Below are 22,366 nucleotides of genomic sequence, written 5' to 3' on the forward strand. Positions count from 1 at the left end.
GACCCGGTGCAACATCCGGGCTAGGGGGCTGCCCTGGAGGAAGGCAGTCTCGTGGTGGGCGTGGGACTGAATCGCAACCAGGAATAGACCCAGTAGCATCAGTGCGACTATACCGATACGCAGCCACGACAAGGCGTGGGCAAGACTGAGGCGGCGTGTCGGTGGGCTCTTGGCCATGGTGGCAGACAACTTGACGAGAAACGGCTCCCTCACCTTAGACCAGTGATACTACCTGTCCATTGATATGCATCAAGATCGAAGAAAGCAGGAGGCGTGTGTGCAGAATCAGGTTGCCAAATCCTGTTTCCGCCATGAAATACTGTCATTAATTCTGACGCGGTGCGTGTTTAACCAGTGCTATCACTCGAGGATGATGATAGTGAACAAAGAATGTAAGGATGGCGGTAACGAAAAGCACGATCGCAAGCCCCCAGTATGTGCCGAGCGCGCTGCCAGCGAACAGCAATCCGGCGCCCGCAGACCCCACGGCTTGCCCAAGGCTGGCCAAGGCGGTCTGCTTGCCCAGCGCCGCACCCTGTGCCGGCCCGCTGGCCAGGGAGACCTGATAGGCCAGTAGCGGAACCAGCAGCCCTGATCCCGCGCCAAGTAGCCCGACCACGACGAATGCCCCCCAGAAGTTCGAAGCATACGGGAGGCCAAGAATGCCTACGGCCATCAGCAGGAAGGCCCCGCCGATCAGATGGCCGGGGGAGAGGCGTTTCGGTGGGTATGCCGACCACAGCAGCTGCACCGCCAGCATCACCAGGCTGCACTCCGTGAACAGCAACCCGACCCTGAAGGGGTCGAGACCGATCGACTGTCGCGCCTGCAGGCTGAGGCCCACCTCGAAGGCCCCCAGGCCCAGCATCGCCAGCAGCGTCAGCGTCAGAAAGCCACCGATGGCCCGAGGCGACGCCGGCTCGCCGGCAGGCTCGTCGAAAGGCGGGCGGTGTGCCGGCCGTTCGTGAACGTGATGGTAGAGCAACAGCCACACCGCACCGGCGAGTCCCGCCGTGACCACGAAGGGCCAGGCCACGGGTCCGCCGAGGACCATGTCGGATTGCGGCATCACCATCGGAATGCTGGCGAGCCAACCGCTGAGCATGGGGCCGGACAGGAAGCCCAGGGTGGAGGCGGCACTGAGCCAAGCGAAACGACGTGCACGGCGCGTCGCATCGTCACACTCGGCCGCCTGCGCCAGTGCCACTGGAATCACTGCCGCCGCGAAGGCGCCGGCAAGCGCCCGTACTCCATAGGCGAGTGGCAGGTCACGGATCAGGCTGAATCCCAGCATGGCCAGCGCAAACCCTGCCAGCCCCCACAGCAGGACGGGCCGCCGGCCCAGCCGGTCGGAGAGACTTCCCCATAGTGGGGCGAAGCCGAACAAGGCCAGCGTATACACCCCCGTCAGCAGCCCGGTGTGCAGCGATACGTCCCCGGGGGTAGTCACTGCCAGCACGCGGTCGAGGAACAGCGGCAGGATCGGCAGCACCGTGCCGTAGCCGAGGAAGACGACGAAAGTGGCGGCGAGCAGGGTATTGAAACCAGCGCTAGATTTTGCCACCACACCAATCGAACGGTCGCTCGCATTGCCGTTCGGGTCTCGCGGATGCCCGAGATCAAGGCTCACGTCGGTGTCGCCATTACTTAGCTTTCCGTTCTCGCTCATGCGGTACCGTACTCATGAGCCAGACGGCTGAAGAATGCCAAAAATACCATGAAGTCTCCTTACTCACCTCAGTGGAATCCGGCGAGCACCGCTCCCAACAGTAAAACCACCTTCCGACCCGACCCGCTCACGCGACTTCGTTGGCGTCGTTTTCCAGGGCATGCTCCCAATCCGCGATGTAGTTCCGGTGCGAGGGAACGGCGTCCCGCTGGCGTGTGAGCTGGATCTGGAAGACCATTATCGGTCCGTTGCGAAAGGCCATCTCGCACATGTTTAGATAGAATTCCCACATGCGACAGAAGCGTTCGTCGTAGAATGCACGCACCTGCTCGCGGTTGGCCGCGAAGCGTCGCGCCCACTCCCGCAGCGTCTCCGCATAGTCGAGGCGCAGCACCTCGATGTCCGTTACCCACAGGCCGGCCTTTTCCACCGCGGCCAGCACCTCCGAGAGCGCGGGGCAATAGCCGCCCGGGAAGATGTACTTGCGCAGCCAGGGATTGGTTTGCCCCGGCGGCTCCATGCGCCCGATGGCATGAATCAGAGCGACGCCGTTGGGCTTGAGCAAACCCTTCAAGGTGCGGAAGAATCCCCCATAGTGCGACACCCCGACGTGCTCGAACATGCCGACCGAGACGATCCGGTCGTAGACCTCGTGCTCCGCTCGGTAGTCGAGCAGCTCGAAGCGCGCACGCTCGCCCAGCCCGGAGCGCACCGCCCGCTGCTGGGCGACGTGCAACTGCTCCTCGGAGAGGGTGATCCCCTTGACACGGGCCCCGGCGCTCTCGGCGATATGAAGGGCGAGGCCGCCCCAGCCCGAGCCGATATCGAGCACGCGCATGCCCGGCTGCAACAACAGCTTGGCGGTGAGATGGCGCTTCTTTTTCTCCTGCGCCTGCTCGAGACTCTCGTTGCCGTCAGGGAAATAGGCGCAGGAATACTGGCGATCCGCGTCGAGAAAGAGATCGAACAGCTCGGCCGAGAGATCGTAATGATGGGCGACATTCGCGCGCGAGCGGCCGAGCGGATTGTACTGTTGTAGATAACGCAGGGGTCGGCCAAGCCGCTGGCGCAGCCGCTGCATCGGATGGCGATCGAGGGCTTCGACGCTTGCGGTGCAGAGGTCGAGGAAGTCGCGCAGGCTCCCCTCCTCCACGGTCAAGGTCCCATCCATGTAGGCCTCGCCCAGATACAGGTCGGGGTTCATGATCAGTTTGCGATAGAGCGCCCGGTGGTGGAGCCGCACCGTGACTGCAGGCGCGCCACCCGGCCCGAAACACTGCCGCTTCCCGGACGGTGTTATCACCGTGAGCTCTCCGGCCTGAACGATGCGACTGAGGAATGCCGACAACATTACGCAAGCCTCCTTGCTAGTTGCAGTGAAATGTCATGACTCAGTGAAAGACCATGCCGGCGACATGAAAGCCGCCATCGACGTGGAGCACCTCGCCGGTAATGCCGGTAGTATAGTCGCTGGCCAACATCAGCGCAGTGCGACCCACCTCATCGGCGTCCACGGTACGGCGCAGGGGAGCCCGCTTCGCGGACTCGTTGAGCAGCTCGTCGAAGTGCTCGATGCCGGAGGCCGCCCGGGTCCTGACCGCGCCGGCGGAAAGGGTATTGACACGGATGTTGCGGGGGCCCAGTTCGTGGGCCAGATAGCGCACCGAGGCCTCCAGCGCGGCCTTGACGGGCCCCATGACGTTATAGTGATCGACGACCTTCTCGGCACCGAAGTAGCTCAGCGTCATGAGGCTGCCGCCACGGTCCATCAAGGGTTCGGCCAACTGGGCCATGCGGATCAGGGAGTGACAGGAAATCACCATCGATTCGGCGAAGCCCTCGGCCGAGCAGTCCGTGAGTCGCCCGTGCAGTTCCTCCTTGCGGGCCCAGGCGATGGCGTGCAGGAGAAAGTCCAGCCGTCCCCAGCGCTGACGGATCGCCTCGAATACCGCCTCCAGTTGCCCCGGCACGGTGACATCGCAGGGCAGCAAGAGCCCGGCGTTCACCTCCCGGGCCAGTGGCTCGACATGGGGCCGCGCCTTGTCGTTGAGGTAGGTGAGCGCCAGCTCCGCGTCGGCATGGTGGAAATGCCGGGCGGCCGACCAGGCCAGGCTGTGTTCGTTGGCGGCCCCCACGATCAGGCCCTTGCGTCCTTTCATGTCGATGAGTTCCATGTTCGTCCTTCCTCTCTCTAGGATGTCGGTGGTCGGGTCTTCAGCTGTGGCTCGACAACCCCTGAGGTGACGTGGCGCTGGCACAGGCAGCGCACACAGGTGCAGGCGTCGTCGCAGCAGTCCGGGTCGTGCTGGGGTATGCGCCCGTGCCGTCGCGCGAATGGATACAGGATCCGGCCCAACAGGCTCGGGCGGTATAGCCTGGCGAGCATCGGGCGCGCATCCCCCACCGCCATCCGGCGAAACATGGCCCGTCGCCCTCGATCACCGGCCTTGGCGTACAGCAGTCGGTTGCCGATGCTCTGGCGGATGGCCGGCAGCAGCGAGTGCCGCCACAGCGAGTCGTAATCGCTACCCTCCAGCAGGCTGCGCGCGGCCAGGATGCCCGAGCGCAGGGCGTAACGCATGCCGAAGCCCGCGAGTGCGTCCTGAAAGCCCGCATGCTCACCCACCAGCAGGCGTCCCACGTGTTCGCCCCGGCAGGGCGGCCCATAGTTGCCGACCCCGCCGAAGGGGCGAGCGGTGCGCATGTCCAGCCCGGCATGCTCGGTAAAGAAGGCGATCGTGCGCGCCAGGAATTCGTCGTTGCGGGTGAACTCCCTGAACAGACAGGTGGCGACGGTCCCCCGCCCACCCTGCACCAGCAGGTAGGCGTAGCCGCCCGGCGCCAGGCGGTCGCTGAAGCAGGCCCACTGGCCGTCCGGCATAGCGGTCTCGAACAGGTAGCCCACCGCCATGATGTTGGCGAGCACCGGCCCCGTGGCCACGACGGCGAGGCCGGGAGCGCTCTTGAGGGGAGAGGAGAGCCTTACCTCCACGCCGCTGGCCTGGGCCTGCTCGAGCAGCGCCTGATCCAGCGTGTCCGTCCCCGACCCGCGCCGGACCAGGTAGTACAATGGCTTCTCCGCACGAATCTCGTGGCGAGCGTCCCGGCCGTCGAAGGCCGTCACGTGCGAGATGGCATGATGCTCGAAGCTGGGTCGGATCCCCGCGCTCGCGAGTTCATCGAGCACATCGATGTCGTCACTCCAGCTCTCGAGCCCTTGGAAGTCACCGTGAAAGCGGGCGCCAACGCGACGGCGGCGCTCGTGCACGATCACGCGCTGCCCGGCGCGCGCCAGCACGATGGCGCAGGCCAAGCCGGCGGGGCCCGCGCCGATCACGGTCACGGGCTCTCGGCGCGTGGGGACGGCGCAGACGGTCGGGGCCTGGATCACGGCTGAAGGGCCTCGACGTTCACCCACGTCTCGACCCATGCTGGCGGTGCGTACGAACATAGCGCGCGGGATCCGCGTCGAACTGTTCGCGGCAGGCCGTCGCACAGAAGTAATAGTGTTTACCGTGATAGTCGGACTCCGCGGCGGCGGTCTTGTAGCTGACCTGCATGCCGCAAACCGGATCCACGAAAGACTTTTGCTCCACGCGTTCGCGTTTCATTGCTGTTCACTCCTTTATAAGTCAGAACCACGCCTTCTTGCTGCGCCCCCGTCTACAAACGCAGCCCGCCATCCAACGCCAGGATGCGGCCATTGAAGTAGTCGTTTTCGAAGATGAACTGCGCCGCGTGAGCGACTTCCGCGGGGTCCCCCAGCCGTCCCGCCGGGATTTGGGCCCGCAGCTTGTCGAGGACCTTGTCGGGCATCGCCTCGACCATGGCCGTGCGAAAGAACCCGGGAGCGATGGCGGCGACGCGGATGTTGTGGCGGGCGAGCTCCTTGGCCCAGGTGACGGTCATCGCATCCACCCCCGACTTGGCCGCCGAGTAGTTGGTCTGGCCGATATTGCCCGCACGGCTGATACTCGAAATATTAAGGATCAGCCCAGGGGATTGGCGGGTGGTGTCATCCGCTCGGGCCTCGATCATGCGCGCCGCCGCCTCCCGGGCGCACAGAAAGACGCCACGCATATCGATATGCGAGACTGCGTCCCAGTCCGCCAATGACATCTTCTTGACGACATGGCCATCCTTGGCCTTGACCAGCAGACCATCCTGGGTGATGCCGGCGTTGTTGATCACCCCATCCAATCTACCGAAATCATTCGCCAGCGCCTGGAAACACGCCTCCACATGGGTTTCCTCGGTGATATCCACGGGATAGTACCGACTGCGCGGTCCCGCTTGCTCGCAAGCGGCGTGGGTCTGTTGCAGGCCGTCCTCATCCCTGTCCAGCAGGGCCGTCTGCGCGCCGCATTGTGCGAGGTGTACCGCCATGGCGCGGCCAAGCCCTTGGGCGGCCCCGGTGATCGCGATCGTCTTGCCGTTCAACTCCATGCTTGCGCTCCTTATTCACAGGATCGATATCAGTGGCCTCGAAGTGGCCGTCATTGCCGATGAGGGTGAACATCACTCGGCGGTCAGCAGCATCTTGATGGCCTGTTCCTTCGCCGCCTCGCTGAAGATGTCATAGGCCTTCTCGATGTCGTCAAGCTTGAAGCGGTGGGTCACCAAACCCGCGGGCTCGACGCCACCGGCCTCGACGATGCGCATCAGCACCGGAGTCGTGTTGGTGTTCACTAGGCCGGTACGCACCGTGACATTCTTGATCCACAGATCCTGTAGGCGGAACTCGACGCTCTTGCCGTGCACGCCGATGTTGGCGATATGCCCCCCCGGGCGGACGATGCGCTGGCAGATGTCGAAGGTTTCGGGAATGCCTACCGCTTCCATGGCCACGTCCACGCCTTCGCCATTGGTCAGCTCGTCGATGGCATCGATCGGCTCCCGGGCGATGGTGTCGGTGGCGCCCAATTGCTTCGCCATGGCCAGGCGGTTCTCGTCCGGGTCGACCATGATGATCCGCGCCGGGGAGTAGAAGCGGGAGGTCATCAGCGCTGCCAGGCCGATGGGGCCGGCGCCGACGATGGCCACCGTGTCGCCGAGCCCCACCTCGCCGTTCAGGGCGCCGATCTCATGACCGGTAGGCAGAATGTCGCTGAGCATTACCGCCGCGGCGCGGTCCATGTCCTTGGGTAAACGGTGCAGGCTGTTGTCCGCGTGCGGGATACGCACGTACTCGGCCTGGGTGCCGTCGATCAGGTGACCGAGGATCCAGCCGCCGTCGCGGCAGTGGGCATAGAGACCCCGCTTGCAATAGTCGCAGCGGCCACACGAGGTGATGCAGGAAATCAGCACCTCATCGCCGACCTGAATATGGCTCACGCCGTCGCCGACCTCCTCGACGACGCCGACGCCCTCGTGGCCGAGGATACGACCATCCTCCACGGCGGGTACGTCGCCCTTGAGGATGTGCAGGTCGGTGCCGCAGATGGTGGTATGGGTAATGCGCACCACCGCATCCGTGGGCTTGGTGATGCCTGGGCGCGGTTTGTCCTCCCAGCGACGCTGGCCAGGACCATGATAGACGAGTGCTTTCATGATGTTGCCTCCTTGAGTGGCGCGGCTCGGCACTTTCATAGCGAGTCGCGCGTACGGGTTGATTCGCGGTTACGCTAGGCGCTCCAGCGCCAGCGCCACCCCCTGGCCGCCACCGATGCACAAGGTGACCACGCCGCGGCGCACGTCGTCCCGGGCCATGGCGTGCAGCAGCCGGGTGGTCAGCACCGCCCCGGTGGCGCCGATGGGATGGCCATGGGCGATCGCGCCGCCTTCCACATTGACGATGTCCTCGGCCAGCCCGAGCTCCCCGATCAGGGCAAGGACGATGGCCGCGAAGGCCTCGTTGATCTCGATGCGCTCGACATCACCCATGCGCCAGCCGGCGCGTGCTAGTGCCTGTTGCACCGCCGGCACCGGGCCGAGGCCGAAGTAGCCGGGCTCGACGGCGCCGACGCCGTAGCTCACCAGACGCGCCATGGGCGCGAGGCCCTGGCGTTCCGCCCAGGCGCGATCGGCGACGATCATCGCCGCCGCGCCCGTGTTCAGCCCGGGGGCGTTGCCGGCGGTGATGGTGCCCTCCTTGCGGAAGGCCGGCCTGAGTTTGCCGAGGCCCTCGGCGGTGGCGTCGGGGCGGTTGTGCTCATCGCGCCCGAAGGCCACCGTGCCCTTGCGGGAGTTGACTTCGACCGGCACGATCTCGGCGTCGAAGCGTCCTGCCGCCTGCGCCTCGCCGAAGCGCTGCTGGCTGCGCGCCGCCCATCGGTCCTGATCCTCGCGGCTGATGCCGAAGCGGCTGACCAGATCCTCGGTGTGCCACCCCGAGTGCTGATCGGAGAAGGCATCATTGAGCCCGTCGCGCAGCATGCTGTCGTAGATTTCGGCATTGCCCATGCGATGGCCCCAGCGTCCGGCGAGATCCAGGTAGGGCGCGAGGTCCATATTCTCCATTCCGCCGGCGATGGCACAGTCGAGATGCCCGAGCATCACCTCCTGGGCGGCGCTGGCCACGGCTTGGGCGCCGGAGCCGCAGACCCGGTTGACCGTCATCGCCGGCACCGACACCGGCAAGCCGGCATGGATCGCGGCCTGGCGCGCCGGGTTCATCTTGGCGCCGGCCTGGACCACCTGACCCAGCACCACGCTCTGCACGTCCTCGGGGGCCAAGCCCGAGCGGCGCAGGCTCTCGGCGATGGCGGTGGCGCCGAGCTCGGGTGCCGGCGTGGCCTTGAGTGTGCCGCCGTAGGTGCCGATGGCCGTGCGCACCGGGGCGCAGAGAACGACGTTGGATTCCTTCATGATTGCTCACCTCGCTGACTATGACATTGGCCGCGCCCTTCGGCACGGCTGCTCTGGGGCCATCGATGGCAGCGGCCCCCTTCCCCGCAGGACGGGCTCATTTCTCCAGGACATAACGTCCTGGCGCTTCGTCCAGCGCCGGATAGCCTTGGGTCTCCCCCGGCTCCCGAGCGGGTATGCGCTGGGTACTGTGACCTTCCAGCCAGCCCTGCCAGCAGGGCCACCAGGAGCCGTCATGATGCGCGGCAGTGGCCTGCCAGCCATCCGGATCCATGAAGGGGTCCTCAGCCTGGATGGTCGAGATCTGGTGGAAGCGGCGGGAATCACCGGGCGGGTTGACGATGCCGGCGTTGTGCCCGCCGCTGGAGAGCACGAAGGTGACGTCCGCCGGCGTCAGCCACTGAACCTTGTAGACGGAGCGCCAGGGGGCGACATGATCCTTGAGCGTGCTGACGGCGAACACGGGGATCTCGATGTCGGTCAGCGATACGGGCCGTTCGTCCACCCGGTAGCGCCCACCGGCGAGATCGTTGTCGAGGAACAGCCACCGGAGGTACTCGCTGTGCATGCGCGCCGGCATGCGGGTGCCGTCGGCGTTCCAGGCCATCAGGTCGAACATGGGCGGGCGTTCGCCGGCGAGATAACTGCGCACCATCCTCGACCAGATCAGGTCCTGGGAACGCAGCAGCTGGAAGGCGCCGGCCATCTGCCGGGTGTCCAGATAGCCCCTGACGGCCATGAGGTCCTCGAGGAAACGCACCTGATCCTCGTCGATGAACAGCATCAGCTCACCGGCCTCGCTGAAGTCGGTCTGCGCGGCGAGCAGCGTCAGGCTGGCCAGGCGAGTGTCACAGTCCCGCCCCATGGCGGCCGCGGCGATCGACAGCAGCGTCCCGCCCAGGCAATAGCCCACGCCGTGGACACGCTGCTGCGGGCAGATGGCCGTGACCGCGTCGAGGGCCGCCATGACCCCCAGCCGCCGGTAGTCGGCCATGCCCAGGTCTCGCTCGTCGCTGCCCGGGTTCTTCCAGGAGACGACGAACACCGTATGGCCCTGGGCCACCAGGTAGCGGATCAGGGAGTTCTCCGGGGAGAGGTCGAGGATGTAGTACTTCATGATCCAGGCCGGCACGATCAGCACCGGTTCGGCATGGACCTCCTGGGTGGTGGGCGCGTACTGGATCAGCTCGATGAGCCGGTTGCGGTAGACCACCTTGCCCGGCGTCACCGCCACGTCTCGGCCGACCCGATACGCTTCGACCCCCACCGGCCCTTCGCCGGCCTGCCGGCGGCGCCAGTCCTCCAGCAGATTACTGGCGCCGCGGGCCAGGTTGGCGCCACCCTCGCGCCGAGTCTGCTCCAGCAATTCGGGGTTGGTGGCGAGGAAGTTCGACGGCGAGAAGACGTCGAGTATCTGTCGTGCACCGAAGTTCACCATCGCCTCATGGTGGCGCGAGACACCCGGTACACCGGTGGTGGCTGCATGCCACCACTGCTGCTGCAGCAGGAAACCCTGATAGAGCACGTTGAAAGGCCAGCGCTGCCAGGCCTCGCCGCGAAAGCGCTTGTCCTGGGGTAACGGCTCGATGCAGGGCTCGCACGGTGCCCGGCAAGCCTGCTCCCAGTAACCGCCGAAGCGTTGCCACTTACGCAGGGCCTTGCCGGCGAGTTCGGCCTGCTTGTCGGGCGACAGGAGCAGATGTTGCGCCCAGTCCCACCAGGCCTGCTGGACGGCGGTCGGTGACAGCCCCCCTGTGAAGAGGCTCATCATGGCGTGCAGGCGCTGATCGGTGGTCGTCGCCGGTGGGCTCGCTGTCGTCCCGTCGATGGTGGCTCGGGTGGTGGTTCGGGTCGTGGTGTCCATCAGCGCACCTCCATGGGGCGGCAGGCCGACTCGGGTTGCGGGGAACAGCAGAAGGTGGATTCCGCTTCGTCAGGGGAGGGCACGGGCAGGCGGATCCCCGCGCGGTACATCAGCGCCGCCACGGCCAGTCCGGCCAGGCGCGCCTCGGGCGGGTCGGCCCGGGAACTCAGTACCGCCGGCACCGTCAGCCCCATGACCACCCCGGCCGCCGTGGCGCCGGCATGGTACTCGAGGTTCTTGGCCAACACGTTGCCTGACACCAGATCCGGCATGAGCAGGATGTCGGCCTTCCCCGCCACCGGGGAGTCGATGCCCTTTTCGCGGGCCGCACGTTCCGAGATGGCGTTGTCGAAGGCCAGTGGCCCGTCGACCTCGGCGCCGGCAATCTGGCCGCGGCGGGCCATCAGGGTCAGGCAGGCCGCATCCAGGGTAGAGACGATGGCCGGATTGACCGTTTCCACGGCGGAAATGACCGCGGCACGTGGCCGCTCGAGCCCGATCATGTGCATCAGCTCGATGGCGTTCTGGAGAATCTGCGCCTTGGCATTGAGGTCGGGGGTAATGTTCACGGCCGCATCGGTCACGGACAGCAGGCGTGGGCAGTCGGGCACGTCCACCAAAAAGACGTGGCTCACTCGCCGGCCGGGCTGTCGCAGGCCATTGTCCAGCAGGGCATGCATGAAGGTATCGGTGTGGAGGTGCCCTTTCATCAGCGCCTCCGCGCGTCCGGCCTGCACGAGCTCCACCCCGCGGCGAGCGGCGGCCGCCTCCGAGTCGGCCTCGATCACCGATGCCGGGTCGACCTCCCAGCCGAGCGTGGCCGCAACCTCGACGACCTCGGCGGGGCGGCCGATGAGCACCGGCTCGGCGATGCGTCGCCTCGCCGCCTCGCGAAGCGTCTCCAGCACCGCCGCCTGGGCCGCATTGACCACGGCGACGCGGATCGGGTCACCGCCACCGGCCTGCTGAATCAGGTCATCGAGCGTCGCAAGGGCCACTGGCGTTGCCATCTGGGTCATGTCACCTCCTGGGTGTTGGTTAATGTGCGCTGCACGTGCCGGGCGATCATCCGTTCTTCATCGGTGGCCACGGCCTCTACCCGGACCGGGCCCTCGTCGGCGGAAATCACCGGCCCGGGCGTGCGGTTGCGTCCTTCCTCCAGTGTGATGCCGAGATACCCCATTCCTGCGCAGATCTGTGCCCGGATCGCCGGTGAGTTCGCGCCGATGCCGCCGGTGAAGATCAGCCGGTCCAGCCCGCCGAGCGCGGCGCTCAGGGCACCGATGAAGTGGCGGGCACGATGGCAGAAGAAGTCGACGGCCTGCGTGGCCTCCGGCGTGTCCTCGCGGTGCGTCAGGAGTTCCCGCATGTCGGCACTCACCCCGGAAAGCCCCAGCAGCCCCGAGCGTCGATAGAGAAGTTCCTCGATCTCTGCGGCATCGAGCCCGTCATGACCGGCCAAATAGAGCAGGATACCGGGGTCCAGATCGCCGCTGCGGGTACCCATGGGCATGCCGCCCAAGGCGCTGAAGCCCATCGTGGTCTCGACGCTGCGCCCGTGGCGGATCGCCGCCATCGACGCCCCGTTGCCCAGGTGTGCGACGATCAGTCGTTCGTCGAGCGCTGCGGGGCCATGGCGCCGCCTCAGGTCGTCGACGATGAACTCGTAGGAGAGGCCGTGGAAACCGTAGCGACGCACCCCTTGGGCCGCGTATTCCCGGGGCAGGCCGGTGTGCCGGGCAACCGCGGGCAGGCCGTGGTGGAATGCCGTGTCGAAGCAGGCGAGCTGGGGCACGTCGGGGAACTGCGTGCGCATGGCGGTGATGCCGGCCAGGTTGTGTGGCAGGTGCAGCGGAGCCAGTGGCACCAGAGCGTGAAGCCGGTCCAGCAGGGAGGCATCGATCCGTTGGGGGCAGTCGCAATCGGGGCCACCATGGACCACCCTGTGCCCGATGCCGACGAGGTCCAGTCGGCTTGTCTGCTGTTGAAGAAGGGTGTCGACCTTCTCGATGGCGGTGGCATGATCAGCCAGTCGCGCGGGGTGGTCGTCAACCGTTCCCTGTGCACTCGACATCTGGAGCCGGCCTTGTGACGTGCCGATCCCACTGGCCGATCCCCAAACCAGCCGTGCGAGCCCTTCCGTCAGACCGAATACGGCGAACTTCAGGCTGGATGACCCGCAGTTGACCACCAGAATGGCCGATCGGCGGCTTGGCATCGTCGAGTCCTCCTTCTCCGGGGGCGAAAGGTGATCCCTGTTCAGCGCCTGGCTACAGGTCTCGGGCTCGGTTGATCTGTTGGGACAGACGCATCGCCTCGTGTTCCTCCAGCTTCAAGAGCTCGCGAACGAGATCCCGAGCCTCGGGGATGTCGCCGCGTCCTTCCAGGTAGCGGTATAGCGCGATGACCTGATCGTGCAGCGAGAAGACTTCCCGGCTGATGTCTTCGAAGCCCATCTCGGCATAGGGCAAATTGCACGCCTGATGAGGTTTGATGGGCGCATGCGATAGATAGTCGTAAACCCAGGTGTTTAGGGCCTTGGGGTCGGCCTGCTTCTCGAAGCTGGCCACGGTGTGCTCCAGGACCGCCTCGTGATCGGCGAGGTACTCCAGCAGTGATTTGGCCCGTGCCTCCTCCTGCCGGGTGGCACAGTGCCTGAAGCATTCGGCCAACTGGGCATGCAGCTGGCGAGTCCAGTCGATCAGGTCATGAAAGGTCTCGATCTTCATTTATTGCTCTCCATTAGTGGGTTGCTCTATAGGTATTGGCTGTAAACCGGGTCGGCTTCGACTGGGTCACTCGTTCTCGCTCCACCATCCCCCGCCGTAGAGGCTGCGAAACCACATCTCGTACATGCTGTCGCGGGTCGTGCCGGCAAGCTCCAGCGTCGAGGCGATAGAGTCGCTCACCAGCGTCTCCCATTGCCGATAGGGGGTGTCACTATCGACCGGCGCCGGCGCGGTCTCCACCATCTCGGCCAGCCACTTCACTCCGGTCATCCAGGGGGAGAAGCGTTCCGAGAACATCAGCCGGCTGGTCCGCGCCGGATGTAGTTGTCGCAGCGCTTCGGCGGACCAGGGGGTGGTGTAAAACCGCACCCAGGGCCCGACGAAGGTCTCGTAGAGGGCCACATTGTGCTCGGAGAGCGCTCGCACCCCTTCGAACGCCGGGGCCTGGTCGGGAAAGTCCAGGTCTTCCACGCGGCGCTCCTCGAAGCGCACCTGGAACTGGGGCTTGTGACAGTCGGGGTCGCCGGTGGGGTTGTCGATGCGCATCTCGTAGAGGCCAGGGGCCAGGTCATTCAGATTGCCGACGCTCTCGAGGATCGCTCGGTGCTCGAGGCGCGCCACCTTGGAGGAGACGAAGATGCCCAGATGCCCGACGTGGGGATTGAGCAGGTAGACGATACGCTGGTCGGCGGCCTTGAGTGCCGCGGTATCGGGATAGACCGCGGGGATCCAGTTGAGCGCCTGATGGGGCGGGGTGATGTTGTCGCCGCCGGAGGCGAAGATCACCAGGGGGTTGCGGATGCGCTTGAGGTCGACGCTACAGCCGGGGCAGACCTCGAGCTCGCCACGCTCCAGCTTGTTGCCGACGAAAAGGTTCTCGACGATGGCAACGATCTCCTCTTTGCTCAGGCTATAGAAGCCCGTCCACCAGCGCTCGAACTCGAGGAAGCGTTCGCGCTGGCCGTCGATGTCGGCGAACAGCTGATAGTCCTTCTGCCACAGGGTATTCGCAGGCTTGAGGGCTTCGAAGTTGGTGGCGAGGTTCGCACCGTCGAAGCGCCCGTCTCCCAGGTCGGCCATCAGGTGCGTCAGCCAGGCACCGCCAAGCAGGCCGCCGGCGAGGCGCATGGGATTGACGCCGGATTCGCCGGACCAGTAGGAGAGCGGCGAGCCGTTCAGCACCGCCGGCCCGACCAGACCCTCGCAGTCGGCGGAGAGCAGCGCGATGGCCCAGCCCGCCTGGCAGTTACCGTAGAGCACCGGCGGCTGGCCGGGGTGGCGCTCGGCCAGCGTCTCGACGAAGCGGCGCAGGACGTGCAGCACGTCCTCCAGTGTCTGGCCGGGGACGGGCTCGGGGAAGAAGATCACGAAGTAGACCGGGTGTCCCTCGTGGAGCGCCATGCCCACCTCGGAGTCGCGCTTGAAGCCGCCGATGCCTGGGCCGTGGCCGGCACGCGGGTCGACGATCATCACTGGCGGCCTAGTCTCGTCGAGGCAGTCCTCCAGGCAGTCCTCGCCGACCCGGGTGATGCGCAGCAGGGCATAGTTGGCGGGGCGCGCCAGTCGACGGCCATCCACGAGCATCTCGTAATCGAAGTCGAGCAGTGGCGGCTTGCCCGCCTGCTCATGCTCGAGCATGTTGTCGGCGCGCTCACGCAGCGTGTCCAGGTAGCGTACGCCGCGTCGCCACAGGTCGGTCTGATAGGCGAGTAGCTCCGTGGCCGGGTGGCTCGGGAGGGTGCCTTCTTCGGGCTCGGGTGCGGTCATCGGGGCGTCCATCTCTGGTGGGGCGGTGGGTTGGCGCTTGCGCGGGGTTTTATGAGCCGTGGGTGGCTTGGTGGTGGATGTTTTGGCGGTCATAGTGGATACCTCTCAGTGTCAGGATGTCGTGGGCGCCGATCTCGATCCGGGACTCGGACAGGAAGCGGTACGGCGGAACCTTCAGGTTGATCGGCGCCGGCACCGCCTTGAACACGCGTCCGGCGAAGTCGAACTGGGAGCCGTGGCAGGGGCAGAAGAAGCCCCGGGCGAGTCGTCGCTGACGACCACGATCGTGCCGACGAGAAAAACGTCTGCTTTTCATGACTGCACCTCTGGGATTTTGTCCTTACAGGCGCCAGCCACTCGTACTCGCCATCCGCAGGTGCGGTATGAAGCGCGGCGTGCGCGCCGCGTAGGCCTGCCACTTTTCACCGAACTGGCTCGCTACCTCGCGTTCTTCATGGATCGCCAGCCGGCTATACATCCACACCAGCACCGGAAACATCGCCAGGGTCAGCAGGGTGGGCCACTGCAGCAGGAAGCCGAACATCACCAGCACGAAGCCGCCGTACTGGGGATGCCGGACATGGGCATAGAGCCCGGTGGTGGCCAGTTCTCCCCGCCGCTGGGCGGTATAGAGTGACCGCCAGCCGGCGGCGATGAGCCAGAAACCCGCGGCGATGAACACCATGCTCAGCAGATGGAACGGCCCGAAATGCGGGTTGGCCTGCCAGCCGAACAGCATCTCCAGCAGGTGGCCCGCATCGTGGCTGAACCAGTCCACCTCCGGGTAGCGCGACTGCAGCCAGCCGGAGAGGAAGTAGAGGGTCAGCGGGAAGCCGTACATCTCCGTGAACAGCGCCACCAGGAAGGCGCTGAAGGCCCCGAACGAGCGCCAGTCGCGGCGCGTCTGCGGCTTGAAGAAGCTGAAGGCGAAGAAGATGAAGATCGCCGAGTTGAGAATGACCAGGCTCCACAGGCCATAGGACGGTACGTCGCTACTCATCGCGATCCTCCTTGTGCGTTGCCTTGTGATCGCCATCCGATCCGTGGCTACCGTGCCCACCATGACCGCCATGCATGAACACATGCATTAGCGGACAGGCGAGCAGGATCAGCCAGGGCAGGGCACCGAGCAGATGCACTCGGTGCTCCTCCCAGAGCAGAAACACTATGGCCGCCAGGGCGATCCCCACGACGAGCCAGAAGCGTCCTTTGCTTGGCCGCCGGTCTAGCCAGCGCTGGTTGTCGGCCATGATCAGATCCTCACCCGGCGCAGACGCAGCGCATTCAAGACCACCGACAGGGACGACGCGGTCATCGCGAAGGCGGCGAAGATCGGCCCGATCAAAATGCCAAGGAACGGATAGAGGATCCCGGCAGCGATGGGCACACCCGTGGCGTTATAAACCAGCGCGAAGAACAGGTTCTGCTTGATGTTGCGCATGGTGGCCAGCGACAGCTTGCGGGCGCGGACGATGCCGTCGAGGTTGCCCTTGACCAGGGTGAAGCCCGCGCTTTCGATCGCCACGTCGGCGCCGGTGCCCATGGCGATGCCGACATCCGCCTGGGCCAGGGCGGGGGCGTCGTTGACCCCGTCGCCGGCCATCGCCACCTTACGGCCTTGTTCCTGCAATTCGCGGATGATGCGGGCCTTGTCCTCGGGCAGCACGTCGGCGCGGATCTCATCGATACCCAGTCGCCCGGCCACCGCCTTGGCCGTCCGCTCGTTGTCGCCGGTGGCCATGATGATGCGAAAGCCAAGTTTGTGCAGCGCCTTCAGGGCCTCGGGGGTGGTCTCCTTCACCGGGTCGGCGACGCTGACCAGGCCGGCGATCTGGCCATCGAGCACGACGAACATCACCGTTTCGCCTTCATCGCGGCGGGCGTTCGCGGTCTCGGAGATCCGGCCGCCATCGAGGCCCAGTTCGGCCATCAGCTTGGCGTTACCGAGGGCCACCGACTTGCCGTCCACGACCCCCTTGACGCCCATGCCAGTCACGGCTTCGAAATCGGTGGCATCGGCGAGGGACACGCCGCGCTCCTCGGCGCCGGCGACGATGGCCTCGGCCAGTGGGTGCTCGGAGCCTTTCTCGAGGCTGGCCGCCAGGCGCAGCACCTCAGTCTCGTCATGGCCCGACTCGGGCAGCACCGCCACCAGCTTCGGCTTGCCTTCGGTCAGGGTGCCGGTCTTGTCGACCATCAGCGTATCGACCTTGGCGAAACGTTCCAGCGCCTCGGCATTCTTGATCAGTACGCCGGCCTGCGCGCCGCGCCCGGTGGCCGTCATGATCGACATCGGCGTGGCCAGGCCCAGCGCACAGGGGCAGGCGATGATCAGCACCGCCACCGCCGAGACCAGCGCATAGGACAGCGCCGGCGCCGGACCCCAGATCGCCCAGCTAATGAAGGAGAGAATGGCGACGCCGATCACCGCGGGCACGAACTTGCCCGCCACCTTGTCGGCGAATTTCTGAATCGGTGCGCGCGAGCGCTGGGCAGCGGCCACCATCTCGACGATCTGGCTGAGCATGGTGTCGGCGCCGACGCGGGTGGCTTCCATGACCAGGCTGCCGGTGCCGTTGATCGTGGCCCCCGTGACCTGGTCGCCTTGGACCTTCTCCACCGGTACCGGCTCGCCGGATATCATCGACTCGTCGATCGAGGAGCGGCCCTCGACCACCACGCCGTCCACCGGTACCTTGTCGCCGGGGCGCACCCGCAGGTGATCGCCGACCTGCACGTCTTCCAGCGGTATCTCCTCTTCGCTGCCGTCGGGCCGGATCACCCGCGCGGTCTTGGCGGCCATGTCCATCAGCGCGCGGATCGCCTTGCCGGTGCCTTCACGGGCGCGCAACTCCATCACCTGACCCAGCAGTACCAGGGTGACGATCACCGCCGCGGCCTCGAAATAGACGCCGACGGTGCCGTCTTCCCGGCGAAAGCCGTCGGGGAAGACGCCCGGCAACAGCACCGCCACGATGCTGAACAGATAGGCCGCGCCGACCCCCATGCCGATCAGGCTGAACATGTTGAGGTTCATGGTGCGGAAGGAGTTGTAGCCGCGCACGAAGAACGGCCAGCCCGACCACAGGATCACCGGCGTGCTGAGCACCAGCTCGATCCACATCGCGTTGCGTTCACCGAAGAAGTCGCGAATGGCCCCGAGGCCCAGGTAGGGGCTCATCGTCAGAATCAGGACCGGAAGCGTGAGCACGGCCGCGACCCAGAAGCGTCGGGTAAAATCGACCAGCTCGGGATTCGGCCCTTCATCGCCGACCGCCGCCGATTCCAGCTCCAGACCCATACCGCACAGGGGGCAGGCACCGGGAGTGGTTTGGCGCACCTCGGGGTGCATCGGGCAGGTGTAGACGGCGCCGGCATGCCCGGCCGGCACCTTGTCGTACTTGCCGCCGTGGGCCGGCGCGGAGGCCCCATGACCATGCCCGTCATGCGACTGCGAGTCGTCGCTTCCCACGGGCACGAGGTGCATGCCGCACTTGGGGCAGTCACCCGGCTGGTCGGAGACGACCTCCGGGTGCATCGGGCAGGTGTATTGGGCGCCACCCTGGCTGCCGGCGGTGTGTTGGTCCGTATCGCCGCTGCCTCGTGTCGGTGCCTCGTGCGAGGCATGCCCGTGACAATGGTCGTGTTGGTGTTGCGTCATGGAATCGTCTCCGTCGCTTCCGCGTCTTGATTCAACCTCGTGGCCCTATCTCGATAGGGTCGAAACTAATAGTGCCGTATCCAATAATCAGGAGGTGCGATCAAAGCAGAAGATCGCGCCTGCGTTGCTCGTATTCCTCGCGGTCGATCTCGCCGCGGGCATAGCGTTCTTGCAGAAGGTCCAGTGCCGTTGGCCGCTGTTGAGACATGGCCTCGCCCCGGCCTCGGGTCATGCCACGCACGAGGAGAACGGCCAAGGCAATGACGGCGCCCCAGAACAACACCATCATGAGCCCGCCGAAGAGCATATGCCCCCAGCCGTAATTCCCCATATACGCCATCATGTCGCCCCACATGGTCGGATCTCCTTTCATGTTGAATTACCCTGCCCTGATGTCAGGCTAAAACCTGTGGGTAACCCAAGGATCAAGAAAAATAGAGGTGAAAGCATGCGGCTCTTGATCCCGGTCAGCTTTCGTCATCCTCGTTGGAATGGAATCACCACCGCAGGCATGCGTTGATGTGTGAATCCATGTTAGTGCCCCCCGCTCATCGTGAGTATTGCGTGAGGTATCGGCTAGCTTCCGCCACTGTCCCCAGCGAGGAATAAACATCGGTACTCGCCGCTGATAGGCGCGAGATGTCGCTGCCAATTCCTTGGCAACATCGAGTATGGCCGAAAAAGCTGAAACAAGCCTGAATGGCTGCTTGGAGCGTTACATGTGTTGTCCATGGGGCCTGCCTCCCGCCGATTCTCACCGTCCAAAGCGTGTGGCAAAGAAGTTGTAGAGCGGGCCGAAGACCAGGGCGACGTACCAGCCGTAGCCGAAGCTTTCAGCCAGGCCCAGGAAGAAGCTTGACCAGCTCAACCAGGTGAAGCCAGGCAGCAGGCGAAGCCAGCTCTTATACATCGCCTGGTCGGGAAACAGCAGGTCGAAGCCGACGCATAGGGTGAAGGTCACGGCCAGAAACAGCCCCAGGCTCATCCCGAGCGTGATCACGGGAATCCGTGGCGTAGCCTGGACCGGCAAGCGGGTTCCGGAGCGAGGCTTGGCTGTCGACGGAACATCGGCATCAGGCATCTTCGTTCTCCGGTTGGGTAGTAAAGTCCTTTGCTGCAGGTGCGAGATATTGTTCGGGCGCGGCCTCGAAGCGCTCCCGGCAGTCACGAGAGCAGAAGTAAAAGACGTGGCCATCGTGGACGCTCGGCTTGGCCCTTTCGGTTCTGACGGTCTTGCCGCAGACGGGATCGACGTCCTCGGCTGGCGGAATCCACTTCAGCCCCTCGGTGGCGTGTGGATCCTCTCGACTATCGTCGCCATGCTTGCTCCTGCCATGGCGGTGCCCCATGACGTGGGCACCACAGCCAAAGCGCATCATCAGAAAGAGGATCGCTGCCCAGATCAGGAAGTAAAACAGTGCGTTCATAAATGCCTCCTCGTGACTTCCGCTAAGCTGTACCCGATACCGAGCCCGCTGGCGTGCTTACGAATGTGCATGCGAAAGAGACTCTCCACGCACAGCGGCCACTCCGGCAGTTGCCTGGATCAATGTGGGGCGGGCACGGGTTTCTCCCGCACAGCCATGTCTGGAAGCGCGGGATCAGGGAGCGAGTCGACTTAGACTCTGTAGCGTTGGGTCAAAAGGTAGACTGGAACCGAAGAGGGGGAGAGGAGAGCGCTTGGCCTGCCGCTGGCGGTGACAACCTGGGGCGCTATGGCTGGGGCTGTCATGCTCAAAGGAAGAGGCTCGAAGTCCAAGTCCTGGCGCTCCAGGCGCAACAGGGCGCTGCCGACATTACGAGTGCCATGGCCATGGTGGCATCGCGGTTGAGGATAGTCTGCGTTGATGAACTCGATGTTCGAGTGCGCATCTGCGTGAGGCTCAACGCCAACCTGGCCAGACAAAGTAGAGGAGGGAGCATCTGCCGAGGAAGGGACATCTGCCATTGTGGCGGCGCTAGAGAGCAGTAGCACCATGCCCAGCAGGATGACCAGACCAAAGCGATGCCACGCGGTGGCAGACCGCGAGGATTGCTTGGGAAATGACGCGTGCCTGGCCATGCGGCAGGGCTCCTGCAGAGTGATGTACATCTTACCCTAGCGCAGAATCGAATCCTGTCCATTGACATGGATCAAGATGGAGCTTGCCGTAAGCTGCAGTGGCCTCATTGAAGTGGTGACCTGGGCGAATGGCTGGGATGACTTTTACCGTAGGTTATACCGTTTCGGCATGGATGTATGTTCAAAACTTTGGTCTTGGTTGGTTATTCGGCATGACACCAGCGCAGTATTAACTTCTTGAATCCTTTGTACCGCTCTCATGCGTATCTGTTTTTTTACCCTTGATTCAAGGCCACATTTTGGAGGTGCAGCACTACGATGGAGACCGCCATGGGTCGACCCAGCTCGATCTTGACCTTTGGGCAGCCTCAAGGTTGTAAGCTGACGTAGAATGGATATGTAGGGAAAGGGCAATGCGAGTCACAGAATTGGCTCGTGCTGGTGGCGTCTCTGCTGAAACGGTGCGTCACTACACACGTGAGGGTCTGTTACGACCGCAACGGGATCCGTGCAATGGCTATCAACTTTACGATGAAGAGGCGCTAGGGCGACTTCGTTTCATTGATTGCCTTCGTTCGTTGGGAGTTGGTCTACCAGCAATCAAGAATATATTGAGTTGGGCGGATGAAGACAGACCTACAGTTGTCGATAGGTGCGCGCCGCTGGCTGATCAAGGGCGCCACATCCGCTTGCGGATTCAAGAACTCCAGGCGATAGCGCAATGGCTGGAGAGCATCGACCACGATGATGCTCCCGATAATCCCAGCCTGGGGGAACTGATTGAAGCACTGGGATCGTCGGAGTCAGCGGTCATTACGGATGGTTCGCACAGAGGCCAGCAGTGATGCGACTGAGGTATTCTGTCGGCGGTATCTTCCCGACTTGTTATGCACTGCTGGTGTCAGAGTTGCTATACACCAAACGCAATTGTTAGTAGTCCGTAGATTCCCGTTGCCGAGCGCTTAGTCGTTTGCAAACGCTGGCGGGGATATGTAAATGAGTACCATGATTCTATTCCCTGAATTCAAGCAAGCCGCCAAGCACGTGGCTCTGTGGCTTGACTGTGGTCGGCGGTGACGTAAGCTAGTTCTTGCAAGCACCGTCCATGGCGGTCCGGTGGTCTCGACCGGCACCAACCGAGGCACCCCAGGCACCCAGGCGTTTCAAGGGTGCGCCGCTTGACGGTACGCTACCTCCCAAGGCCTCGCGCATCCCGAGACGAGGCCGCCCATCCGGGCTGGATGCCGCATCTCGTCTTCGGCACTCATGTGCCATCACCCACCAGGGGATCCACATCCCCGGTGGGGAAGGTGTGTCCCCTGTGTGCATTACCACAGGAGATCCACCATGAAATCCTACGATATGTCGTCGCTGGCTTGTGACCATGGCTTTGTGGGCAAGGTTCGCATCAGCGAGCGGGCCATGGACGACTGCATGTATGCCGCAGAGCACGTGGTCTCGGAGCATGGGGTCACTCCCCTCGAACGATTCCAAATGCTGCTGCAGAACGTGGCCAGCCAGCTTTCCGGGTACCCGGCAGGGACCCAGGCGGTGCGGCTGACTCACCATCGCATCCCGCCATGCGGGAACCCCCACCAGCCTCTGGCTCTCGAGCTCGAGGCTCTCGTTGTGCAGAACGACCGTCAGCACGGTGACTACCTGCTGGTGGCTCGCCACGACGAGCTGAACCACTCGCTGCTAGCTGCCGCGTAACCCTTCCTCACTACCCACCCCGACCGGGACATCGCTCCCGGAGGGGGGCGGTCTCGGTCATGTCCGGAGGTTTTGGTCATGACACACACTTCAG

General features: G+C 64.5%; 21 protein-coding genes and 1 pseudogene. 2 read left to right on the forward strand and 20 right to left on the reverse strand.

Annotated features, from left to right (window positions below; genetic code table 11):
* Nucleotides 1–325 precede the first annotated feature (325 nt).
* From Q673_RS21290 to Q673_RS21380, 20 genes and pseudogenes are all read right to left on the reverse strand, one after another.
* Nucleotides 326–1,669, reverse strand: a complete 1,344-nt coding sequence (locus Q673_RS21290) for an MFS transporter (protein ID WP_023004650.1) — start codon at nt 1,667–1,669, stop codon at nt 326–328.
* Nucleotides 1,670–1,796: 127 nt separating this feature from the next.
* A complete protein-coding gene (locus tag Q673_RS21295; protein ID WP_023004651.1) occupies nt 1,797–3,020 on the reverse strand; it encodes an SAM-dependent methyltransferase in 1,224 nt (407 codons plus the stop codon).
* 40 nt (nt 3,021–3,060) lie between these two features.
* Nucleotides 3,061–3,843: an enoyl-ACP reductase FabI gene (gene fabI / locus Q673_RS21300; protein WP_023004652.1), complete on the reverse strand. Its 783-nt coding sequence runs from the start codon at nt 3,841–3,843 to the stop codon at nt 3,061–3,063.
* A gap of 17 nt (nt 3,844–3,860) precedes the next feature.
* Nucleotides 3,861–5,012 (reverse strand): NAD(P)/FAD-dependent oxidoreductase, encoded by a 1,152-nt coding sequence (locus Q673_RS21305; RefSeq protein ID WP_023004653.1) that lies wholly within the window; start codon nt 5,010–5,012, stop codon nt 3,861–3,863.
* Nucleotides 5,013–5,079: 67 nt separating this feature from the next.
* Entirely contained in the window at nt 5,080–5,280 is a 201-nt protein-coding gene (locus Q673_RS21310) for a YHS domain-containing protein (RefSeq protein WP_023004654.1), read from the reverse strand.
* 52 nt (nt 5,281–5,332) lie between these two features.
* Nucleotides 5,333–6,115, reverse strand: a complete 783-nt coding sequence (locus tag Q673_RS21315) for an SDR family oxidoreductase (RefSeq protein ID WP_023004655.1) — start codon at nt 6,113–6,115, stop codon at nt 5,333–5,335.
* Between the two features lie 72 nt (nt 6,116–6,187).
* Nucleotides 6,188–7,219, reverse strand: a complete 1,032-nt coding sequence (locus tag Q673_RS21320) for a zinc-dependent alcohol dehydrogenase family protein (RefSeq protein ID WP_023004656.1) — start codon at nt 7,217–7,219, stop codon at nt 6,188–6,190.
* A gap of 69 nt (nt 7,220–7,288) precedes the next feature.
* Nucleotides 7,289–8,476, reverse strand: a complete 1,188-nt coding sequence (locus Q673_RS21325) for a thiolase family protein (RefSeq protein ID WP_023004657.1) — start codon at nt 8,474–8,476, stop codon at nt 7,289–7,291.
* Nucleotides 8,477–8,573: 97 nt separating this feature from the next.
* On the reverse strand, nt 8,574–10,340 hold the full coding sequence (locus Q673_RS21330) for a PHA/PHB synthase family protein (RefSeq protein WP_023004658.1): 1,767 nt from the start codon (nt 10,338–10,340) through the stop codon (nt 8,574–8,576).
* Nucleotides 10,340–11,359, reverse strand: a complete 1,020-nt coding sequence (locus Q673_RS21335) for a bifunctional enoyl-CoA hydratase/phosphate acetyltransferase (RefSeq protein WP_023004659.1) — start codon at nt 11,357–11,359, stop codon at nt 10,340–10,342. The genes Q673_RS21330 and Q673_RS21335 overlap by 1 nt, the downstream gene beginning before the upstream one ends.
* Nucleotides 11,356–12,558: an acetate/propionate family kinase gene (locus Q673_RS21340; protein ID WP_023004660.1), complete on the reverse strand. Its 1,203-nt coding sequence runs from the start codon at nt 12,556–12,558 to the stop codon at nt 11,356–11,358. The genes Q673_RS21335 and Q673_RS21340 overlap by 4 nt, the downstream gene beginning before the upstream one ends.
* Nucleotides 12,559–12,610: 52 nt before the next feature.
* Nucleotides 12,611–13,069 (reverse strand): hypothetical protein, encoded by a 459-nt coding sequence (locus Q673_RS21345; RefSeq protein ID WP_023004661.1) that lies wholly within the window; start codon nt 13,067–13,069, stop codon nt 12,611–12,613.
* Between the two features lie 66 nt (nt 13,070–13,135).
* The gene (locus Q673_RS21350; protein ID WP_023004662.1) at nt 13,136–14,836 is read right to left on the reverse strand and encodes a DUF3141 domain-containing protein; all 1,701 of its coding nucleotides are present in this window, start codon (nt 14,834–14,836) and stop codon (nt 13,136–13,138) included.
* Between the two features lie 49 nt (nt 14,837–14,885).
* Nucleotides 14,886–15,092: pseudogene (locus Q673_RS36405) on the reverse strand (hypothetical protein); the annotation flags it as partial.
* Between the two features lie 84 nt (nt 15,093–15,176).
* Complete coding sequence (locus tag Q673_RS21360) at nt 15,177–15,836, reverse strand: methyltransferase family protein (protein ID WP_023004664.1); 660 nt, start codon at nt 15,834–15,836, stop codon at nt 15,177–15,179.
* The gene (locus tag Q673_RS21365; RefSeq protein ID WP_023004665.1) at nt 15,829–16,086 is read right to left on the reverse strand and encodes a DUF2933 domain-containing protein; all 258 of its coding nucleotides are present in this window, start codon (nt 16,084–16,086) and stop codon (nt 15,829–15,831) included. The genes Q673_RS21360 and Q673_RS21365 overlap by 8 nt, the downstream gene beginning before the upstream one ends.
* Nucleotides 16,087–16,088: 2 nt before the next feature.
* On the reverse strand, nt 16,089–18,497 hold the full coding sequence (locus Q673_RS21370) for a copper-transporting P-type ATPase (protein ID WP_031217537.1): 2,409 nt from the start codon (nt 18,495–18,497) through the stop codon (nt 16,089–16,091).
* A gap of 100 nt (nt 18,498–18,597) precedes the next feature.
* Nucleotides 18,598–18,852 (reverse strand): SHOCT domain-containing protein, encoded by a 255-nt coding sequence (locus Q673_RS21375; protein ID WP_023004667.1) that lies wholly within the window; start codon nt 18,850–18,852, stop codon nt 18,598–18,600.
* Nucleotides 18,853–19,251: 399 nt separating this feature from the next.
* Nucleotides 19,252–19,578, reverse strand: a complete 327-nt coding sequence (locus tag Q673_RS0117970) for a DUF5676 family membrane protein (RefSeq protein WP_031217539.1) — start codon at nt 19,576–19,578, stop codon at nt 19,252–19,254.
* Nucleotides 19,571–19,924 carry a YHS domain-containing protein gene (locus tag Q673_RS21380; RefSeq protein WP_023004669.1) on the reverse strand — a complete coding sequence of 118 codons (354 nt, stop codon included), beginning with the start codon at nt 19,922–19,924 and terminating at the stop codon, nt 19,571–19,573. The genes Q673_RS0117970 and Q673_RS21380 overlap by 8 nt, the downstream gene beginning before the upstream one ends.
* A 1,048-nt stretch (nt 19,925–20,972) precedes the next feature.
* On the opposite strand from Q673_RS21380, the gene Q673_RS35745 reads away from it, so the two are divergent.
* Together Q673_RS35745 and Q673_RS21395 are read left to right on the forward strand one after the other, a co-directional pair.
* Nucleotides 20,973–21,404, forward strand: a complete 432-nt coding sequence (locus tag Q673_RS35745; RefSeq protein ID WP_081711945.1) for a MerR family transcriptional regulator — start codon at nt 20,973–20,975, stop codon at nt 21,402–21,404.
* A 502-nt stretch (nt 21,405–21,906) separates the two neighbouring features.
* Nucleotides 21,907–22,272 (forward strand): hypothetical protein, encoded by a 366-nt coding sequence (locus Q673_RS21395; protein WP_023004671.1) that lies wholly within the window; start codon nt 21,907–21,909, stop codon nt 22,270–22,272.
* The last annotated feature ends 94 nt before the right edge of the window (nt 22,273–22,366 follow it).

This window comes from Halomonas sp. PBN3 (genome assembly GCF_000475415.1).
In the GTDB taxonomy this organism is placed as follows: Bacteria; Pseudomonadota; Gammaproteobacteria; order Pseudomonadales; family Halomonadaceae; genus Halomonas; species Halomonas shengliensis.

Excerpts from the sequence above, each read along its gene's own strand:
- Q673_RS21380 (WP_023004669.1), bottom strand. The coding sequence starts at position 19,924 with ATGAACGCACTGTTTTACTTCCTGATCTGGGCAGCGATCCTCTTTCTG.
- Q673_RS21370 (WP_031217537.1), bottom strand. The coding sequence starts at position 18,497 with ATGACGCAACACCAACACGACCATTGTCACGGGCATGCCTCGCACGAG.
- Q673_RS21345 (WP_023004661.1), bottom strand. The coding sequence starts at position 13,069 with ATGAAGATCGAGACCTTTCATGACCTGATCGACTGGACTCGCCAGCTG.
- Q673_RS21395 (WP_023004671.1), top strand. The coding sequence starts at position 21,907 with ATGAAATCCTACGATATGTCGTCGCTGGCTTGTGACCATGGCTTTGTG.
- Q673_RS35745 (WP_081711945.1), top strand. The coding sequence starts at position 20,973 with ATGCGAGTCACAGAATTGGCTCGTGCTGGTGGCGTCTCTGCTGAAACG.
- Q673_RS21335 (WP_023004659.1), bottom strand. The coding sequence starts at position 11,359 with ATGACCCAGATGGCAACGCCAGTGGCCCTTGCGACGCTCGATGACCTG.
- Q673_RS0117970 (WP_031217539.1), bottom strand. The coding sequence starts at position 19,578 with ATGCCTGATGCCGATGTTCCGTCGACAGCCAAGCCTCGCTCCGGAACC.
- Q673_RS21325 (WP_023004657.1), bottom strand. The coding sequence starts at position 8,476 with ATGAAGGAATCCAACGTCGTTCTCTGCGCCCCGGTGCGCACGGCCATC.
- Q673_RS21360 (WP_023004664.1), bottom strand. The coding sequence starts at position 15,836 with ATGAGTAGCGACGTACCGTCCTATGGCCTGTGGAGCCTGGTCATTCTC.
- Q673_RS21295 (WP_023004651.1), bottom strand. The coding sequence starts at position 3,020 with ATGTTGTCGGCATTCCTCAGTCGCATCGTTCAGGCCGGAGAGCTCACG.
- Q673_RS21340 (WP_023004660.1), bottom strand. The coding sequence starts at position 12,558 with ATGCCAAGCCGCCGATCGGCCATTCTGGTGGTCAACTGCGGGTCATCC.
- Q673_RS21315 (WP_023004655.1), bottom strand. The coding sequence starts at position 6,115 with ATGGAGTTGAACGGCAAGACGATCGCGATCACCGGGGCCGCCCAAGGG.
- fabI (WP_023004652.1), bottom strand. The coding sequence starts at position 3,843 with ATGGAACTCATCGACATGAAAGGACGCAAGGGCCTGATCGTGGGGGCC.
- Q673_RS21365 (WP_023004665.1), bottom strand. The coding sequence starts at position 16,086 with ATGGCCGACAACCAGCGCTGGCTAGACCGGCGGCCAAGCAAAGGACGC.
- Q673_RS21350 (WP_023004662.1), bottom strand. The coding sequence starts at position 14,836 with ATGACCGCACCCGAGCCCGAAGAAGGCACCCTCCCGAGCCACCCGGCC.
- Q673_RS21330 (WP_023004658.1), bottom strand. The coding sequence starts at position 10,340 with ATGGACACCACGACCCGAACCACCACCCGAGCCACCATCGACGGGACG.
- Q673_RS21375 (WP_023004667.1), bottom strand. The coding sequence starts at position 18,852 with ATGTGGGGCGACATGATGGCGTATATGGGGAATTACGGCTGGGGGCAT.
- Q673_RS21310 (WP_023004654.1), bottom strand. The coding sequence starts at position 5,280 with ATGAAACGCGAACGCGTGGAGCAAAAGTCTTTCGTGGATCCGGTTTGC.
- Q673_RS21320 (WP_023004656.1), bottom strand. The coding sequence starts at position 7,219 with ATGAAAGCACTCGTCTATCATGGTCCTGGCCAGCGTCGCTGGGAGGAC.
- Q673_RS21290 (WP_023004650.1), bottom strand. The coding sequence starts at position 1,669 with ATGAGCGAGAACGGAAAGCTAAGTAATGGCGACACCGACGTGAGCCTT.